20 protein-coding genes and 1 tRNA gene are annotated in these 17438 nt (G+C 56.6%); all 21 read left to right on the top strand.

All coding sequences use genetic code 11. The features are described from left to right. The first annotated feature begins 2 nt into the window (after window positions 1–2). The 21 genes from Q8Q08_10895 (at window position 3) to Q8Q08_10795 (ending at window position 17412) form a co-directional block, all read left to right on the top strand. Window positions 3–380, top strand: a complete 378-nt coding sequence (locus Q8Q08_10895; protein ID MDP2654518.1) for a YbgC/FadM family acyl-CoA thioesterase — start codon at window positions 3–5, stop codon at window positions 378–380. A 94-nt stretch (window positions 381–474) separates the two neighbouring features. Further along, complete coding sequence (gene gatC, locus Q8Q08_10890; protein MDP2654517.1) at window positions 475–756, top strand: Asp-tRNA(Asn)/Glu-tRNA(Gln) amidotransferase subunit GatC; 282 nt, start codon at window positions 475–477, stop codon at window positions 754–756. A 9-nt stretch (window positions 757–765) separates the two neighbouring features. Beyond that, on the top strand, window positions 766–2196 hold the full coding sequence (gatA, locus tag Q8Q08_10885; GenBank protein MDP2654516.1) for an Asp-tRNA(Asn)/Glu-tRNA(Gln) amidotransferase subunit GatA: 1431 nt from the start codon (window positions 766–768) through the stop codon (window positions 2194–2196). A 61-nt stretch (window positions 2197–2257) separates the two neighbouring features. Further along, window positions 2258–3706, top strand: a complete 1449-nt coding sequence (gene gatB, locus Q8Q08_10880) for an Asp-tRNA(Asn)/Glu-tRNA(Gln) amidotransferase subunit GatB (GenBank protein ID MDP2654515.1) — start codon at window positions 2258–2260, stop codon at window positions 3704–3706. After that, window positions 3699–5012: a S41 family peptidase gene (locus Q8Q08_10875; protein MDP2654514.1), complete on the top strand. Its 1314-nt coding sequence runs from the start codon at window positions 3699–3701 to the stop codon at window positions 5010–5012. The genes gatB and Q8Q08_10875 overlap by 8 nt, the downstream gene beginning before the upstream one ends. A gap of 42 nt (window positions 5013–5054) precedes the next feature. Beyond that, window positions 5055–5990, top strand: a complete 936-nt coding sequence (locus Q8Q08_10870) for a divergent polysaccharide deacetylase family protein (GenBank protein ID MDP2654513.1) — start codon at window positions 5055–5057, stop codon at window positions 5988–5990. Between the two features lie 10 nt (window positions 5991–6000). Next, window positions 6001–7011, top strand: a complete 1011-nt coding sequence (tsaD, locus tag Q8Q08_10865; GenBank protein MDP2654512.1) for a tRNA (adenosine(37)-N6)-threonylcarbamoyltransferase complex transferase subunit TsaD — start codon at window positions 6001–6003, stop codon at window positions 7009–7011. Beyond that, complete coding sequence (locus tag Q8Q08_10860; protein ID MDP2654511.1) at window positions 7004–7468, top strand: MgtC/SapB family protein; 465 nt, start codon at window positions 7004–7006, stop codon at window positions 7466–7468. The genes tsaD and Q8Q08_10860 overlap by 8 nt, the downstream gene beginning before the upstream one ends. Beyond that, window positions 7458–7976 carry a polymer-forming cytoskeletal protein gene (locus Q8Q08_10855; protein MDP2654510.1) on the top strand — a complete coding sequence of 173 codons (519 nt, stop codon included), beginning with the start codon at window positions 7458–7460 and terminating at the stop codon, window positions 7974–7976. The genes Q8Q08_10860 and Q8Q08_10855 overlap by 11 nt, the downstream gene beginning before the upstream one ends. 26 nt (window positions 7977–8002) lie before the next feature. Beyond that, window positions 8003–8311 (top strand): helix-turn-helix domain-containing protein, encoded by a 309-nt coding sequence (locus tag Q8Q08_10850; protein MDP2654509.1) that lies wholly within the window; start codon window positions 8003–8005, stop codon window positions 8309–8311. A gap of 6 nt (window positions 8312–8317) precedes the next feature. Then, window positions 8318–8671: a hypothetical protein gene (locus Q8Q08_10845; protein ID MDP2654508.1), complete on the top strand. Its 354-nt coding sequence runs from the start codon at window positions 8318–8320 to the stop codon at window positions 8669–8671. A 150-nt stretch (window positions 8672–8821) separates the two neighbouring features. Further along, window positions 8822–8895 (top strand) — tRNA-Ile (locus Q8Q08_10840). 380 nt (window positions 8896–9275) lie between these two features. Next, complete coding sequence (locus Q8Q08_10835; protein ID MDP2654507.1) at window positions 9276–9683, top strand: DoxX family protein; 408 nt, start codon at window positions 9276–9278, stop codon at window positions 9681–9683. After that, window positions 9680–10219 (top strand): thermonuclease family protein, encoded by a 540-nt coding sequence (locus Q8Q08_10830; protein MDP2654506.1) that lies wholly within the window; start codon window positions 9680–9682, stop codon window positions 10217–10219. The genes Q8Q08_10835 and Q8Q08_10830 overlap by 4 nt, the downstream gene beginning before the upstream one ends. 120 nt (window positions 10220–10339) lie before the next feature. Beyond that, window positions 10340–11347 (top strand): tRNA lysidine(34) synthetase TilS, encoded by a 1008-nt coding sequence (tilS, locus tag Q8Q08_10825; GenBank protein MDP2654505.1) that lies wholly within the window; start codon window positions 10340–10342, stop codon window positions 11345–11347. A gap of 205 nt (window positions 11348–11552) precedes the next feature. Continuing rightward, a complete protein-coding gene (ftsH, locus tag Q8Q08_10820; GenBank protein MDP2654504.1) occupies window positions 11553–13481 on the top strand; it encodes an ATP-dependent zinc metalloprotease FtsH in 1929 nt (642 codons plus the stop codon). A gap of 93 nt (window positions 13482–13574) precedes the next feature. Beyond that, window positions 13575–14387 (top strand): dihydropteroate synthase, encoded by an 813-nt coding sequence (gene folP, locus Q8Q08_10815; GenBank protein ID MDP2654503.1) that lies wholly within the window; start codon window positions 13575–13577, stop codon window positions 14385–14387. Window positions 14388–14390: 3 nt separating this feature from the next. Continuing rightward, window positions 14391–15164 carry a diadenylate cyclase CdaA gene (gene cdaA, locus Q8Q08_10810; protein MDP2654502.1) on the top strand — a complete coding sequence of 258 codons (774 nt, stop codon included), beginning with the start codon at window positions 14391–14393 and terminating at the stop codon, window positions 15162–15164. A 352-nt stretch (window positions 15165–15516) separates the two neighbouring features. Then, entirely contained in the window at window positions 15517–16239 is a 723-nt protein-coding gene (locus tag Q8Q08_10805) for a pyridoxine 5'-phosphate synthase (protein MDP2654501.1), read from the top strand. Continuing rightward, window positions 16236–16586, top strand: a complete 351-nt coding sequence (acpS, locus tag Q8Q08_10800; protein MDP2654500.1) for a holo-ACP synthase — start codon at window positions 16236–16238, stop codon at window positions 16584–16586. Before Q8Q08_10805 ends, acpS begins: the two co-directional genes overlap by 4 nt. Before the next feature lie 31 nt (window positions 16587–16617). Beyond that, complete coding sequence (locus Q8Q08_10795; GenBank protein ID MDP2654499.1) at window positions 16618–17412, top strand: NAD(P)H-hydrate dehydratase; 795 nt, start codon at window positions 16618–16620, stop codon at window positions 17410–17412. The last annotated feature ends 26 nt before the right edge of the window (window positions 17413–17438 follow it).

Here is a 17438-nt window from a genome sequence, read left to right as displayed (position 1 = left end):
TCATGGAAAAACGCATTTTCTATCATGACACCGATGCCGGCGGTGTGGTGTATTACGGGAACTACCTGAAATATCTGGAAGAGGCGAGGACGGAATTCCTGGAAAAAAAAGGAATGAGTGTCGCCATGTTCCAGAAACGCGGTTTCCTGTACGCGGTCCGCAAGTGCACAATCACGTACCGCAGCCCGGCCCGCTACGGCGACACGATCATCTGCGACGCCAAGCTGATAAAAACAACGGCGGCCCAAATGGTCTTTGAGCAGACGATCAAGGACAAAACCGGCAAGCTCATGGTGGAGGCCGAAGTCACGCTGGTTTCGCTCAACAAAGATTTCAAGCCGGTCCAAATTCCCGAGGATCTGAAGGAAAAAATGGGATAGTTTCGTCTTGTCACGCCCTCAGGATGATGTTAAGATAAAAATTTCGTAATTCCGTATCATCCAGCATTTGGATAGACTCACCGGACGCGTTCTCATGGATAAAAAAGACGTCGCATACATCGCCGCTCTGGCGCGGCTTCACTTGGAAGACCATGAACTGGAAGGCCTTACCAAGGACCTGGCCCAAATCCTGCATTACATCGACACCCTCAAAGACGCCGATGTCTCCCGGGTCGAACCGACCAGCCATGTTTTGTCGCTGAAAAATGTCTTTCGCAAGGACCAGGTCAAACCGTCGCTGAAACAGGACGAGGCGCTAAGTTTCGCGGTTTCCAGCCATAAAGGATTTTTCAAGGTTCCCCAGGTCATCGAGTAAGAACGCCCCATGAACCTCACCGAACTCACAGCCCACGAATTGCTCGACCTCACCCGGCAGGGAAAAACCGCCGCGAAAGAGGCCGCGGCCTCGATCCAGGACCGTATCCGTTCCGTTGACCCGAAAGTCAGGGCGTATGTCCGGACCAGCGTAAAAACAGCGCCGGACGCCGCAGGGCCGTACCCCATCCCCATCGCCATCAAGGACAATATCTGCATCAAGGGATCGGAAACCACCTGCAGTTCCAAAATCCTCAAAGGTTTCGTGCCTCCCTATGATGCGGCGGTCATCGAAAAACTCAAGGCCTCGGGGGCGGTCTTCACCGGACAGACGAACATGGACGAATTCGCGTTCGGGTCCTCCACCGAGAACTCCTGTTACGGGCCGACAAGAAATCCCTGGAATCTGGACTGCGTTCCCGGCGGGTCCAGCGGCGGTTCGGCCGCGGCGGTGGCCGCCCAGGAAGCGGTCTGGGCCCTGGGGTCGGACACCGGCGGTTCGATCCGCCAGCCGGCGTCGTTCTGCGGGGTCGTGGGTGTCAAACCGACTTACGGCCGCGTGTCCCGCTACGGATTAATCGCGTTCGCGTCCAGTCTGGACCAGATCGGCCCTCTCACCAAGGACGTCACCGATGCGGCTTTACTGCTCAAAATCATCGCGGGCCATGACGAGCGGGATTCCACGTCGGTCGACCTGCCTGTGCCGGATTACCTGCAGTCGCTGGGCAAAGATGTCAAAGGGCTTAAGATCGGCATCCCGAAAGAATATCTGCTGGAGGGCATTGACCCGGAAGTGAAGAGGGCCGTTGACGAAGCGACCGCGCTCCTCAAGAAACTCGGGGCCACGTTCCAGGCGGTGTCGCTGCCCCATACCAAATACTGCGTGGCCACCTATTACATCGTGGCCACGGCCGAAGCCAGCTCCAACCTTGCCCGCTACGACGGGGTCCAGTACGGCCTGCGCGCCGTCCCCAAAGAATCCCGCAAGGCCGCGATCGTGGACATGTTCGAGGAGACCCGTGACGCCGGGTTCGGCAAAGAGGCCAAACGCCGGATCATGCTGGGAACATACTCGCTGTCCTCCGGATACTATGACGCGTATTACCTGCGCGGGCAGAAGGTGAGAACGCTCATCAAAAAAGATTTCGAGGACGTCTTCCAGCAGTGCGACGCGATCATCACCCCGACGGCCCCGACAACGGCGTTCAAGATCGGTGAAAAAACGGACGACCCGCTGTCCATGTACCTGTCCGACATCTACACTATTTCCGTGAACCTGAGCGGCGTGCCCGGCATTTCGATCCCCTGCGGATTTTCCAGGGCCGGGATGCCGATCGGCATGCAGATCATCACCAAAGCTTTCGATGAAGAAATGATGTTCCGGATCTCCCACGCCTATGAGCAGGCGGCCGGATGGCACAAACGCAGAGCTAAGATATGAAAAATCACGCGCCACAAGTCACACGTCACAAGGTCACATGACACACGGGACAACAAACGCCATGAACCCCACAGAACAAAAATTCGAAACCGTGATCGGACTTGAGGTCCACCTGCAATTCAGCACCAGGACAAAAATTTTCTGCGGCTGCCTCAATGAATTCGGACAGGCCCCCAACGCCCGCACCTGCCCGGTCTGCCTGGGCCTGCCGGGATCGCTGCCGGTCCTCAACGAAGAGGCCCTGCGCTCCGGAGTCAAAGTCGCGCTGGCGCTCAACTGCCGGGTCAGCCCCTTCATCAAATTTGACCGGAAAAATTATTACTACCCGGACCTGCCGAAAGGCTACCAAATCTCCCAGTTTGATCATCCGATCGCCCATGACGGATTTATCCTGATCCCGACGCCCGATGGCCCCAAAAAGATCGGGGTCAAACGGGCGCACCTCGAGGAAGACGCCGGCAAGCTGATCCATGACGGCGCGGTCAACGCGAGCCTGGTGGATTATAACCGCACCGGGACGCCGCTCATGGAAATCGTCTCCGATCCGGACCTTCGTTCGGCCCAGGAAGCCTACGATTATCTGCAGACGCTCAAACTCGTACTCCAGTATCTGAACGTTTCAGACTGCGATATGGAGAAGGGAAGCCTGCGCTGTGATGCCAACATCTCGATCCGCCCCCAGGGGGAGACCACATTGGGAACAAAGGCCGAGGTCAAGAACATGAACTCGTTCCGCGCGGTCAAGGCGGCCCTGGAATTCGAGGAGAACCGTCACCGCCAGATGGCGGCGGCCGGGGAACGGATCATCCAGGAAACCCGGCTCTGGAATGAAACCAAAGGCATGACCCTGCCGATGCGCAGTAAAGAGGAGGCGCACGATTACCGTTATTTTCCGGAACCCGACCTGGTGCCGTTCATGATCAGCGACGCCGAAATCGAAAATACGCGAAAGACCCTGCCGGAACTGCCCGATGCCAAACTGAAACGTCTGCTCTCCCAGTACGGGATCCCCGAATACGACGCCGCGATCATCATCCAGGACCCGGCCCTGGCCGACTTTTTCGAAAACTGCACCAAACATTTCGATACCGCCAAGAAAATATGCAACTGGATCATCGGCCCGCTCCAGTCGGAACTCAACACACGAAAGACAGGGATCAAAGACCTTCCGCTGTCCCCGGAGGCGTTATGCAAGCTCATCCGCTGCGTCGAAGACGGGGTGGTGAGCAACCTGGTCGGCAAAGACGTCCTGGCCGCGATGATCGATTCCGGAAAATCCGCCGAGGTCATCATCCGTGAGCAGGGGCTCGCCCAGGTCTCGGATGACAGCGCCCTGGAACAGATCATCGACGCCGTCCTCGCCGAGAACGGAACGATCGTTGAGCAGATCAAACAGGGCAAAGAGAGCGCCACAGGCTTTTTGGTAGGACAAGCCATGAAGAAAACCCAGGGGAAGGCCAACCCCAAAAAAGTCGGAGAACTTATAAAAAGGAGGCTTCTGAATGGGTAAGAAAGTTTTTTCTTTAATCCTGACCGGTTTTATTTTTTTGACCGTCACCACTCTGGCCCTGTCCCAGATCGACAACAAGGCCATGGACGACCTGTATTCCCAGGTCGAACTGTTCAGCTACGCGCTGACGACCATCCAGTCCGAATATGTGGATGAAAAAAAGCCGAAAGAGCTGATCTACGGGTCGTTGAAAGGGATGCTTTCGTCCCTTGACCCGCACAGCCAATTCCTCGATCCGGACGAGTATGAAGAATTAAAAACCGAAACGCAGGGAAAATTTGGGGGGCTGGGGATCGAAATCTCCATCCGCGACGGTTTGCTGACGGTCATCTCCCCCATCGAGGACACCCCGGCCTGGAAGGCCGGCATCAAGGCAGGCGACCGGATCGTCAAGATCGAAGACGATTTGACCCGCGACCTGACGCTGAGCGAAGCCGTAAAAAAACTGCGCGGCGATCCGGGAACCAAAATCAAGATCACGGTCCTGCGCGAAGACGAATTCAAACTCCTCGATTTCACCATCATCCGGGAGGTCATCCAAGTCCAGGACATCAAAGATCCTCAGATCCTGGAAGACAACATCGGATACCTGCGGCTTACGGAATTCCGGGAGGAATCCTTCAATGAGTTTCGCAAAGCCATCGTGGGCCTCAAAGACAAAGGGGCCGACAGCCTGATCGTCGACATGCGCAACAACCCGGGCGGGCTCCTGAACATCGCCATCAAGATCTCCGAAGAATTCCTTCCGGTGGGACAAACCATCGTCTCCACCAAGGGCCGCCGTTCGTCCCAGGACACGGTCACTCTGTCCAAGGAGTCTCCGGACAAAATCCTGGATTGGCCCATGGTCGTGTTGATCAATGAAGGCAGCGCGTCCGGAAGCGAAATTTTTGCCGGGGCCCTCAAGGACAACAAGCGGGCCGTGATCGTCGGGGAAAAATCCTTCGGGAAGGGTTCCGTCCAATCCGTCATTCCTCTGCCGGACGGGTCGGGCCTGCGGCTGACAACCAGCAAATACTTCACGCCGTCCGGGGTGTGCATCCACGGGATCGGCATCATGCCGGACGTTGTCGTGAAGCGGGAAGAACGCGACAAGAAAGAGGACGAGGAAGAAAAAAAGGCCAAAAAAGACGTCAGCAAGATCTTTGATGACGTTCAGGTCCGGGACGCCGAAGACCCCGAAAGAATAAAACTGACCCAGAAGGAAAGAGAGGCCCGCGACCGGCTTCTCAACGACAACCAGGTCCAGACGGCCATGAGCGTCCTCAAAGGCATCAAGGTCTACAAAAAGCTGAACGGCGGCTGATCCCCGCCGGCGGATTTCCGCAAAACCGAAAGAATCGATTCCATGGCGCGTTTTCAAAAATTCCGGCGGCTTTCTCCACAGACCGTCATCGGCATTTTACTGGTTGTCATTTTCATCGAAACAGCGGCCTTGATCCAGATGTCCCGAGATCGTCACCCGGCCTCCAAAACGGACAGACGCCGGCCCGGGGCCGTTGCACAAGCCCCCAAACCGTCCAAGGCCGACGCCAAAAAAGAAAAGGCGTGGCAGCAGCAAGTCAAGCTCACCCCGCCCAAACCGCCCGGGATCCCGCTCCTGCCTGCCGGCCGGAAGGCCGGGAAGATCGCGATCATCATCGATGACAGCGGGTACAACATCCGCGACTGCGACCATCTGCGGGAAACGGCCGGGCCTGTCACGATCTCGATCCTCCCGAACCTCGAATACTCGACGAAAATTTCGGAATGCGCCGCCGGGGCTGGAAAAGGAGTCATGCTCCACCTGCCCATGGAGGCGCATCACGATGAGGAAAGTTACCCCCGGGGGTACATCATCAAAACCACCATGTCGGCCAAAGACGCCGTGGACCGGTTTCATGAGGCCTTGCGCTCCGTTCCGGATGCCGAGGGCATCAATAACCACACCGGATCCAAAGCCACGGAGAACCAAAGACTCATGTCCATCATCTTCACGGAATTAAAAAATAACGGGCTCTTTTTCGTGGACAGCCGGGTCACATCAAAATCCGTCTGCCCCCAACTGGCGCGAAAAATGCGGCTGCCCTTCGCCGGAAGGGACGTTTTTCTGGATAACCTGAACAACAGGGTTTACATCGAACAGCAGTTCCGGGAGCTGGCCGAAAAAGCCCGGAAGAACGGCCGGGCCATCGGCATCTGCCACGCCCGGGAGCTGACCTGGGACATCCTCAAGGAACAGATCCCCAAATTGCAGGCCGAAGGGTTCGAGATCATTCTTGCCAAAGATCTCGTTGTGCGCTGAAGGAATGATCATGCTCAGCAAAAGAATCCGTGTCCTGGGAATCGAGACCTCCTGCGATGAGACCGCCGCCGCCGTCGTGGAAGCGGGGAGGACCGTCCTTTCCAACATCGTCGCCTCCAGCCTCAAGGAGCATGCGAAATACGGTGGGATCATTCCCGAAATCGCCTCCCGGCGCCAGATCGAACTCATCCAGGGTGTTGTGGGTGAGGCGCTGAAACAAGCCGGAACAACGCTCGACGATATTTCCGCCGTGGCCGTCACCCAGTCGCCGGGGCTCATCGGTTCCTTGCTCGTGGGAATCTCCTATGCCAAGGCCCTGGCCTTCGCGGCAAAAAAACCGCTGATGGACGTAAACCACATCCACGCTCATCTCTATGCCAACTTTTTGACCTTGCCGGGAAAACCGAATACCCCGGGCCCGGATCTCCCGGCGGTCGGTTTGGTCGTTTCGGGGGGGCACTCGAGTCTTTTTTACATCAAAGATTTCCGTCACTTTGAACAGCTTGGGCAAACCCGCGATGACGCGGCCGGTGAGGCCTTTGACAAGGTAGCCCGCATCCTGAACCTGGGCTACCCCGGAGGGCCTGTCATCGACCGGCTGGCGAAAAAAGGGACACCGGGGCAGATCTCCTTCCCGGCCGCGGAGCTGCCCGGCTGTCTGGATTTCAGCTTCAGCGGGACCAAGACCGCCGTTCTGTACTACACGCGCAAGAACCAGGGCCAAATTGGATTTTCGCTGGAAAACGTGGCCTGCGCGTTCCAGGACAGCGTGATTTCCGTCCTGGTCAAGAAAAGTCTCGCGGCCTGCCGGAAGAAAAAATGCGGGACGCTCATCGTCGGAGGGGGAGTGGCGGCCAACTCAGGCCTGCGCGACCAATTGGCGACCGCGGCGGCCCGGGAAGGGCTCCGCGTTCATGTCCCGCCCATGGGCCTCTGCCTCGACAATGCCGCGATGGTCGCTGGAATGGGACACCACCTTTTCAAAAGAAAATCTCTCAAAAAAGGAGCCGGACGTGAATGAAAAGTTCATCGAAATCACGGTCAAGATTCTGCTGACCATCCTGCTGTGCGGGCTGATCGGATGGGAAAGGGAAATCCGCAACAAGGTCGCGGGGCTGCGCACCCACATCCTCGTGGGGGTCGGATCCGCGCTCATCGTGTTGACTTCATTTTATATTTCTGATATATATAAGACCACTATCCCGGTCGTGGACCCCACGAGGATGGTCGCCGGCATCGTCACCGGCATCGGTTTTTTGTGCGCCGGTACGATCATCCGCGCCGGAGACCAGGTCATCGGGCTGACAACGGCGGCGACCCTGTGGATCGTCTCCGGGATCGGCATGGCCGTCGGGGCAGGAGATTACCTGACCGCGGGAATCGTAACCGTCATCGTCTTTTTCGTCCTGATCGGCGTCAGATCGGTGGAAGGAAAAATCAGAAACAACAGCTCACAAGGAGGCGGACATGGTGCTTAACAGAGGCCGCAGGGAAATCAACGAACAGGATGAGAAATCCATCGAGATCAACGCCAAGATGCAGGGGACCCTTTCTTTTAAAGACCCGGTCAACCTGAAGATCAACGGAAATTTCAACGGAACGCTGGAAGTCCGCGGCACGCTCACGATCGGCAGCACCGCCTTTGTCGAGGCCCACATCACGGGCGACAACATCATCATCGCCGGCAAAGTCCGGGGCGATATCTTCGCCAAAAAGATGCTGGTCCTCATGCCCACAGGCGTGCTCACCGGCAACATTGTCACGCCGAAACTGAACATCGTTGAGGGCGCCATGTTTCAGGGCAAATGCCAGATGATGGAAGATGTCCTGAACATCGAGGAATTGTCCAGATACCTGGAGATCGAGACCCCGGCCATCGTGGAGCTCGCCAATAACGGCAAGATCCCCGCGAACAAAGACGGCGACAACTGGACGTTTGAAAGATCCAAAATCGATTCCTGGGCGGCCAACGGAAAGATCAACTGAGGCGCTCCCGTCCCGGCCCATCCCTCATGACCACATCCAGCCAATACATTTCCCTGCGGGAAAGCGCCCAGCTTCTGGGCATTTCCGAAAAAAAAGTGATGGACCTGATCGACGAAGGCCAGCTCAAGGCCTACCGGATCGCGGACCAGTTCCTGCGCCTGAAAAAAGGCGAAGTGATGGACCTGCGCAATACGGGAACGGTGGAAAATGAGGCCGTCGAACATCCCTACACGGCCCGGGACAGGGCCAGGGACTTTTTCTATTTCAACGATTTCTACCTCGCGGCCCTGGCCGTGATCCTGGTTTTGCTCTATATCATCGTCCGGATCGACTAAAACGCCATGTCCCTGACCTTCTCCCACATCGCTGTCATCCTCGCCGTCTGCGGCCTCCTCTCCGGATGCGCCTCGACCAAAGGGACGGCCAAGCAGGACAAACAGCTCATCCTGGAAGAAAAACTCCGCAAATTCAGCGACTTGTCCAGCCAGCTCAAAACTCAGGTCATCCCTTTGGGCACGCTGACCGCCGAAATCCGGTCCCAATTCGGCGACCCCGACGACGTCTTCCGCTCCGGGTCACAAGTGAGCAGCATGGAAATCTGGACCTACCGCGGCATCTCCGCCAACAATGACCTCAACTTTGAGACCATCCAGCTCTATTTCGAAAAAGACAAACTGATCACCTGGAAATACTGAAGAACCTTTTAAGCGGAGAGGGAGGGCGCCAAAAATGTCTTGCTATTCCCCTCCGGCGCGGATAAAATAACTTTTTCAATTACGCGCAACAATCCCTCCCATTGAAATTTTCCGGCGTCCCGGCAAACCGGGACAAGGGACCTGTCCTTTGGCGGCGTAGCTCAGCCCGATAGAGCACTCGGCTCATACCCGATTGGTCAGTGGTTTAAATCCACTCGCCGCCACTTTCTTCCCTGAACAACAAATTCTTCCAGGGAAGAAAGTGGCGAGCACTTGCTTCCATTCTGCCTTTTTCCAGAGAAGCAAGTGCCGCCACTTAATTTCCACTAAACAACAAAATTGACAGGGAAAAGTGGTGGCTGTACTTGTTACCTCAAAGCCGTTATCCAGAAAAACAAGTGCGCCACCAAACTTCCTCTGTTCTACAAAATTTTATATCCAGAAAGATTTGGTGGCCGTACTCGCTTCCTTAAAGCTTTTATCACGGGAAGCGAGTGCGCCACTCATCATAATAATAATTAAAATGAACCTCTTTCCATTTTCCCCCTTCCCAACCCCGCAACTTCCGCTATAATAGGTCACAACACCCCAACAAGGAGACCCCATGAAAGACCTCGGACTTTTGATTCTGCGCGTCGGCATCGGCATCATGTTCATCCACCACGGCTACGGAAAACTGGCGGCCGGGCCGGAGATGTGGACCAAGGTGGGCGGGGCGCTGGCGTTATTCGGCATCAACTTCGCTCCGCAATTTTTCGGGCTTATGGCCGCGCTCTCGGAATTCGCGGGCGGGGCGTGCCTGGTCTTGGGACTTTTCGCGCGATATGCCGCCGCCTTCATGTTCTTCACCATGGTGGTCGCATCCAACATGCACCTGGCCAAGGGCGACGGGATCAATGGCGCGTCCCATGCCATCGAAATGGGCATCGTCTTTCTTTCCCTGGTCCTGATCGGCGCGGGGGCTTATAGCCTGGACGACCGGTTGCGAAAGAAAGCAGGAAAGGCCTCGTGACACCTTTAAGATACGGATTTCCGGCCATGGCCATGATCATGGCCATGGCTTCGGTCTGCGGATCAGCACCGCAGGAAGAGTTTTTCACCAAAAAATTCGGCCAGCCGAGGACCGTGGTCGTGGCCAAGATCATCGATACCGCGACCTTCCTGACTGACAAGGAGGAAAAAATCCGCCTCATCGGGCTCAAAGCGCCGGAACCGCCACCCCGGGAACGGATCGAGAGGGACGAAAACGGGATGGTCATCGAAATCGAAAATCCGGAAAGCACGGTGGAAGAACAAGTTTTCAAGACCGCGCAAACGCTTCTGAAGGGAAAAAAAGTAAGGCTGGAATTTGACGCCAAAGAATCGGGCGACCGTTTTGAAACCCTGGCTTACGTCTTTCTCGAGGACGGGACATTCGCCAACGCCGAGATCCTTCGCCAGGGGTGCGCCGACCTGCAGATCGCTCCGCCCAACATCAAGCGGGCCGATGAATTACGCGCCGCTTACCGCGAGGCCAGGCGAGAACTGCGCGGCATCCAGGGCGAATAAAAAGGAAAACCGCGTGACCCTCGCGATCATCAAGCTCGTCATCTGCGCCATTCTTCTGGCCCTTATCGCTTATTACGGCTCGCGGTGGTTTGACCGATTCTGAAGGCCCGCTCACACACGATGCCCCAACTCCTCACGCATATCCGAGACATCCTCCGCAACCGTAACCTTGTTGCCTACGGCGATACCTTGATCGTAGGGGTTTCCGGCGGGCCGGACTCCATGGCCCTGCTGAACCTCCTGGCCCGAATGAGGACAACCCTGGGACTGAAATTAATCGCCGCCCACGTGAACCACGGGCTGCGGCGGACGGCGGGGAGGGACGAACGATGCGTCCGGCAGGCGTGCGTCGGCCTTCAGATCCCGTGCCATGTCAAAAAACTTTCGCTCGGCAGACGCCGTTCCCGAGGGTCCGTCGAAGAAATCGCCCGGAATAAACGTCTTCAATTTTTCTCGGCATCGGCGAAAAAACTCCGCGCCGATGCCGTGGCTCTGGCCCACACCAAGGATGACCTCGCGGAAACCGTGCTGATGAGGATCCTGCGCGGCACGGGGCTGCAAGGGCTCCAGGGCATGCCCCTGTCGAAAAATATCAACGGGATGAAAATCATCCGGCCTTTGCTGGGCATCTCCAAGCACGAGCTGCTCAACTATCTGCAAAAAGAGAAAATCGCCTTCCAGGTCGATGAATCAAACAGTGAACAAAAGTTTTTCCGAAATAAAATCCGTCTCGAACTTCTGCCGCTTCTGGAGCGAAAATACAACGCGGACATCCGCGAAGTCCTCACAAACCTCTCGAAAACCGCGGCCGTCGACTATGAATACCTTTCCCAGGCGGCGCGGCAGGAATTCAAGCGCTCGTTCAAAATCCTCGGCCCCAACAGTTTGTCCGCGCCGCTGGCAAGGATGGGGAAACTCCACCCGGCCCTGAGACGCGGTGTCATCCGTCTGGCTGTTCAAAAAATCCGAGGGGACAGCACCGCTTTGGCCCTGCGTCATATGGAAGAGATCGAAGATCTCATCCAAAACCGCCCCAACGGTTCTGCCGTCAGCCTGCCGGACGGACTCTGTGCCCGCAAAAAGGAGGGAAGGCTTCACCTTGTCCCCCGGTCCCGCCCCAGACGGTGAACCGTTCTCGCTAAAATTCTTGATAAAAAGATAAATATCACTATAATGGTGAACGTATCACGGCCCTTTCAACAATAAAATGCAGCATTTTTAAAAATTCATTACCCCACATGATTAGCTGACGCAAATCAAAACTGTGGGGCCTTCGGTCCGCCCGGCAAACTTACGTTCGCCTACGGCTCCGCAAGTTTGGGGCTCATTAAATATGACACGACCCAACAACAAAAATCCTTTACGAAGACCCGGCAAAAATCTGCCGCCCCGCAACCGTCCGCCGAACAACAACTGGCTTCTGGCCAGCCTCTTGCTGTTCAGCCTCATGATCTTTTTAAGCCGGCCGGAGGCCATCACGAAAATCAACGCTCCTAAGGAGCTTCCCTACAGCGAATTTTATGCCCTCCTCAAAGAGAACAATACCACCGGACGCATCCAGAAGCTGGAGCTCATCCAGGGCCGGGAAAGCGAGTTGTTCGGCACATACAACGACGGGTCGCAGTTCCGGCTCTACATGCCCATCAACGATGAGCAGATATTCCAGGAGATCCGCGCCAATGTGAAAGATTTTTCCGTCCGGCCGGCCCAGACATTCTGGGCCGAGATCATTACCGGACTTCTTCCGTTCATCCTGATCTTCCTCCTGCTGTGGTTCGTCTCTTACCGGGGCAGCCAGATGGGGAACAAGATCTGGTCCTTCGGCAAATCCCGCGCCAAGGTGAACAGCAAGAACGACCAGAACATCACGTTCAACGACGTGGCCGGCGTTGATGAGGCCAAGGAAGAGCTTCAGGAAGTCATCGAATTTTTAAAAGAGCCCAAAAGATTCCAGCGCCTGGGAGGGAAGATCCCCAAGGGCGTCCTGCTCGTGGGACAGCCGGGGACCGGCAAGACCCTGCTCGCCCGCGCCGTGGCCGGGGAGGCGGGAGTCCCGTTCTTCTCTTTAAGCGGTTCGGATTTCGTGGAAATGTTCGTTGGCGTCGGCGCGTCGCGCGTGAGGGATCTGTTCGACCAGGCCCGCCGGGCGTCCAAGACCTCCGGCAAAGGCGCGATTGTTTTTATCGATGAGATCGACGCCGTGGGGCGCCTGCGCTTTGCGGGCATCGGCGGCGGGAACGATGAGAGAGAGCAGACCCTCAACGCCCTTTTAGTCGAAATGGACGGTTTTAACACGCAGACCGGGACCATCGTCATCGCGGCGACCAACCGCCCGGATACTCTGGACCCGGCGCTGCTGCGCCCGGGCCGCTTCGACCGGCAGATCGTGGTCGGCCTTCCGGACATCATCGGAAGGGAAGAAATCCTGAAAGTCCATTCACGGCACATCAAGCTTGACCCGGCCGTGGATTTCAAGAAAATTGCCCAGCAGACCGTTTATTTTTCCGGCGCGGACCTGGCCAACGTCTGCAACGAGGCCGCCTTGCTCGCCGCCCGCCGGGACAAAGAGACCGTCGGCATGGCCGAGATGCTGGCCGCCGTTGAGCGCGTTACCATGGGCCCGGAAAAAAAGAGCCGGACCGTTTCCAAAAAGGAAAATGAAATCACCGCCTATCACGAAGCCGGGCACGCGCTGTTGTCCCTGCTGGTCCACGAAGTGGACACATTTTCCAAAGTGTCCATCATCCCGCGCGGGATGGCAGGCGGATACACGCTGACTCCCCCAAAAGAGGACAGACATTACCGAAACAAGAAAGAACTCAAGGGCACGATGGTCGTCCTTCTCGGCGGGCTTGTCGCCGAAGAGATCGTGCTCAACGACACCTCGACCGGCGTTTCCAACGACCTGGAAAAAGTCACCCAGATCGCGCGGGCGATGATCTGCGATTACGGTATGAACGACACCCTCGGCCGCATGGCGTTCGGCAATCATCAAAAACACCATTTCCTCGGACGCGACCTCTGGGAAAACAAGGATTTCAGCGAAGAGACCGCAAAACAGATCGATATGGAAATCCGCAAGATCGTTGAAGAGGCCTACCAGCGGGCCAAGTCGCTCCTGTCCGCAAACAGAGACAAACTGGACCTCATCGCCAACCGCCTGCTGGACAAAGAGACGATCGACATCGATGAGGCCCGCGCGCTGCTGGGCATGAGCGGACCGTCTGAAAAAATCTCCCATTCCGCCAACGCAACTCTCTGATCCGTGCAAAAATTTTCGTCAACCTGGCGCCGCCCGCAGTTCCTCCTCCGCGCCGGGGAACACCTTCTTCCTCTCGGCGGCAACACCGCTATCATGGGCATCATCAATGTGAGCCCGGATTCGTTCAGCAGGGACGGAATGCGCGCCGGAAAAAATCTCGCCCAGCGCGCGGTCCGCAAGGCCCGCCAGATGGAGCAGGAGGGGGCCGCCCTCATCGATGTCGGGGGAGAATCCACCCGGCCCGGCGCCTCGCCCGTTTCCGCCCCGGAAGAAATCCGAAGAGTCATCCCCGTAGTCCGCGCCTTGACCAAGGCCCTGCCGCTCCCGATTTCCGTAGACACTTACAAAACCGACGTCGCCCGGCAGGCCCTTGACGCCGGGGCTAGCATCATCAACAACATCATGGGCGTCAAACCCGACCGGGCCCTTTTAAAAACCATCCAGAATTACGGTGCGGCTGTCGTTCTCATGCACATGCGGGGTACACCGCGGACCATGCAGAAAAACACCGATTACCGGGATATCATCAGCGAAATCATCGATTCCCTGCGGAAATCCATAGAAATTTGCTTGGAAATCGGCATCAAATCGGATAAAATCATCGTAGATCCCGGGATCGGGTTCGGCAAGACGGCTGAACAGAACCTTGAGATTCTGAAGCATTTACAAAAATTCACGCACTTGGGGAGCCCCGTCCTCATTGGGACTTCACGTAAATCTTTTATCGGAAAAATTTTAGGCAACGCTGTGGGGCAGCGTCTGCTGGGCACCGCCGCCACGGTATGCGTCGGGATCATGAACGGCGCCCATATCGTGCGCGTGCATGACGTCCGGGAGATCCGTGACGCGGTCCGGGTGACGGACGCCATCCTCAACGCCGACCGGCCGCTCAAAACAAAGGCTTAAGACATGAGATTTTTTGTCATCTGGGAAGCGATCACGCCGGCTTTGGAAATGGTGGTCCTCTGGGCTGTTTTTTACCGCATCCTCGTTTTCTTCTGGGGCACGCGCTCCTTCCAGGTCCTCAAAGGCATCATCTATCTCATCCTGGCCTTCTTCTTTTTCCAGTTCGTCGGTTTCAACACCCTCAACTGGCTGTTGACAAAATTTTTCGCCATTTCGATCATCGCTTTTTTGATCATCTTTCAGCAAGAACTCCGGCAGGGGTTGGCGCGCCTCGGACAGCAGCATCTGTTCAATATCACGCTGGAAGAATCGGAAATCATGGCCGTGTTCGACAAGATCACGACCGCCATATACAAACTGTCCAAGAACAACGTCGGCTGTCTCATCGCGATGGAACGGGAATCCAAGCTCAAGACCTACATCGAAAGCGGGGTAGAGATCGATTCCAAAGTTTCCAGCGAGCTTTTGCAGAGCATCTTCATGCCCAATTCCCCGGTCCATGACGGAGGGGTCATCATCCGCGGGGACAGGGTCGTGGCGGCGTCATGCCTGTTCCCGCTTTCGGACAACCCGAATTTCAACAAGATCATCGGGACCAGGCACCGCGCGGCGCTGGGGCTCACGGAGCAGACCGACGCCGTCGTCCTCATGATTTCGGAAGAAACAGCCGAAATCTCCGTGGCTGTGGATGGACGCTTTATCCCTGTCGTGGACCGCGACAAGCTGGTCAATATCCTCAAAGATCTCTTCCTGTCCCAAAACAAAAAGAAGAAGTGATGTAAACGCCGCGGAGAAACGGAGCAAGGACAATGAAGAAGTTCTTGACGCAGAATATCCTTTTGAAACTCACGGCCCTCGGACTGGCGATCATCACCTGGTTTTACGTCAACCGGGAAATGCTGAAGTAAGGCCGATCTTTTGACCCAGCCGCCCTAATCGCTGAAGCAGGGAAATCGGCTGGGCTACAATCTACGATTTTACCCCCGGCTGCCCTACCGCACAGCAGGGCAAATCGCCGGGGGTTAACGGTTTGGCCCCCTCTGGGCCAAACCGCTCTGAACAAAGTGAATGGGTTCGCCCATCAAACTTACGTTCGCCTACGGCTCCGTAAGTCTGGGGCTCATTAAAAATGCCTAAACTCGGCGTTAACATTGATCATGTCGCCACCTTAAGGCAGGCCCGGCGGGAATTTGATCCGGACCCTGTCGCCGCAGCCAGAATCTGCGAGCAGGCCGGGGCCGACAGCATCGTCTGCCACTTGCGCGAGGACCGGCGTCATATCAACGACGACGATGTCCGCCGCCTTCGCAGGGCCGTCACGACCCGGCTCAATCTTGAGATGTCCCTCAACCCGGGAATCCTCGACGTGGCCTGCGCTCTGCGGCCGGACGAAGCCACCATTGTGCCGGAGCGGCGCCAGGAAGTCACGACTGAAGGGGGGCTGGACGTCATCCGCCACCGCACAAAAGTGGGACAGGCCTTCCGGCGTCTCCATGCGAAAGGTATTACGGTCAGCCTCTTTATCGCCCCCAATGAACAACAAATCAGGGTCACGCATGCGCTGGGCATCGGCATGATTGAACTGCACACCGGACACTATGCCCTGGCCAAAACACGGCAGAACAGATCGAGAGAACTGTCGAAATTGAAGGCCATGACCGGTTACGCCCGATCTCTGGGCATCACCGTGAACGCCGGGCATGGGTTGAATTACATCAACACCCGCCCCGTGGCCATGATCCCGGGAATGGAAGAATTGAATATCGGGCATTCCATCATCTCGTACGCCGTTTTTGCAGGGCTCGCCCGCGCGGTGAGGGAGATGAAAAAACTTTCGTCAGGACGGCCATGATCCGGGGAACAGGCATTGATATCATCGAAATCACGCGCATTGAACAGGCCATCAAAAGATGGGGAGACCACTTCCTCGCCCATGTCTTTTGCGAGGAGGAGATCGAGTACGCCCAAAAACATAAATTTCCGTCCCAGCATTTCGCCGCCCGGTTCGCGGCCAAGGAAGCGGTCCTCAAGGCCATCGGGGACAACGCCCGCGTCAGCTGGAAGGACATGAAGATCACCAACGATAAAAACGGCAAACCGGTCTGTTTTTACAAAAATAAAAAGTATTCCCGAAAAATCCACATCTCCATTTCGCATACCAAAAAATATGCGGTTGCCAGCGCAATTATCACGACATAACCCCCGGGCGCACAAAAATACCTTCGGCCATGTGCTGATCCTGGCCGGCTCGCGGAGAATGCTCGGCGCCGCGGCCCTGACAGGTCTGGCCGCCATGCGGTCCGGGGCCGGTCTGGCGACCCTCGGAATTCCTTCAAGCCTCAACACAGCCGCGCAAAAAAAAATTTCCAACACCCTCATGACCTGGCCGCTGCCGGAAACATCCCGGCAGTCCCTGTCGCTGTCCGCCTGGCCGCTGATCCTCAAAAAGGCGGAAAAATTTGACGCCGTGGCGGTCGGGCCGGGCTTGTCCGATGATCCCCGGACGCAACAGTTGGTCCGTAAAATCGTCACCCATATCTCCTTGCCGATGGTCATCGACGCCGACGGGCTCAACGCCCTGGCAGGCCACCTCGAATGCCTGAAGCAAGGGAAGGGGATCAAGGTCCTGACGCCGCATCCCGGAGAAATGGAACGGTTGGCGGGAATAGGGAAACGCAAAATTTCCGATGGACGGGCGATGGCCGCAAAATCCTTTGCCAGGCGTTACGGCTGCGTCCTTCTTCTTAAAGGCCACAAAACGGTGGTCGCGTCGCCACAGGGGAAAATTTACACCAACCGGACCGGAAACGAGGGAATGGCGACCGCCGGCAGCGGGGATGTCCTCACCGGCATGATCGCCGCGTTTCTGGGGCAGGGGATGGGGGCGTTTGAAGCCGCCTGTTTCGCGGCCCATCTGCATGGAAAAGCCGGGAATTTGGCGGCAAGGCATCAAACAAAGACCGCCATGATCGCCAGCGACATCATCGACTTTATTCCTGCCGCATTCAAATCCACGATCCGATAAGGGAAGCAAACTCTTGGGAGACGGCT

The organism is Candidatus Omnitrophota bacterium, from assembly GCA_030688425.1.
Taxonomy (GTDB): domain Bacteria; phylum Omnitrophota; class Gorgyraeia; order Zapsychrales; family JANLHA01; genus JAUYIB01.
The sequence above is the reverse complement of the archived record's forward strand: the minus strand, read 5'-3'. Positions and strand labels throughout refer to the sequence as shown.